Source organism: Roseibium sp. (assembly GCF_048260565.1).
Lineage (GTDB): Bacteria > Pseudomonadota > Alphaproteobacteria > Rhizobiales > Stappiaceae > Roseibium.
Map to the genome: position 1 here is coordinate 5,860 of NZ_JBLXGP010000029.1, position 841 is coordinate 6,700.

1 pseudogene is annotated in these 841 nt (G+C 61.5%); it reads right to left on the reverse strand.

The annotated features are described in order from the left end of the window. Positions 1-841 (reverse strand): annotated as a pseudogene (locus ACN0SO_RS27055) (DNA-directed RNA polymerase subunit beta); the annotation flags it as partial.

An 841-nucleotide genomic window follows, 5' to 3' on the forward strand; every position in this document is an offset into this window, starting at 1 on the left:
CGAGCAACGACCGGCTCCATGCCGGTTCCGACGAACGGAGCTTCCGCACGAACGAGCGGCACGGCCTGACGCTGCATGTTCGAGCCCATCAGTGCGCGGTTGGCGTCATCGTTCTCGAGGAACGGAATGAGCGCCGCGGCGACGGACACGAGCTGCTTCGGCGAAACGTCCATGAGGTCGACGCGCTCGGACGGGACCATCATGTTTTCACCAGCGTGACGGCAGGTGATCAGCTCTTCGGTGAAACGGCCCTCGTCGTCGTAGACGGCGTTGGACTGTGCAACGTAGTGCTTGGCTTCTTCCATTGCCGACAGGTAGACGACGTCGTTGGTCACGACACCGTCCTTCACCTTGCGGTACGGGCTTTCGATGAAGCCGTACTTGTTAACGCGGGCAAAGGTTGCAAGCGAGTTGATCAGACCGATGTTCGGGCCTTCCGGCGTTTCAATCGGGCAGATACGTCCGTAGTGCGTCGGATGAACGTCGCGGACTTCGAAGCCGGCGCGCTCACGGGTAAGACCGCCCGGGCCAAGAGCCGAGAGACGGCGCTTGTGGGTGACTTCCGAAAGCGGGTTGGTCTGGTCCATGAACTGCGACAGCTGCGAGGAACCGAAGAACTCGCGAACGGCAGCGGCAGCCGGCTTGGCGTTGATCAGGTCCTGCGGCATGACAGTGTCGATCTCGACGGAGCTCATACGCTCCTTGATCGCGCGTTCCATACGCAGCAGGCCGACGCGGTACTGGTTTTCCATCAGTTCGCCAACGGAGCGAACACGGCGGTTACCCAGGTTATCGATGTCGTCGATCTCGCCCTTGCCGTCGCGCAGTTCGAGAAGAACGC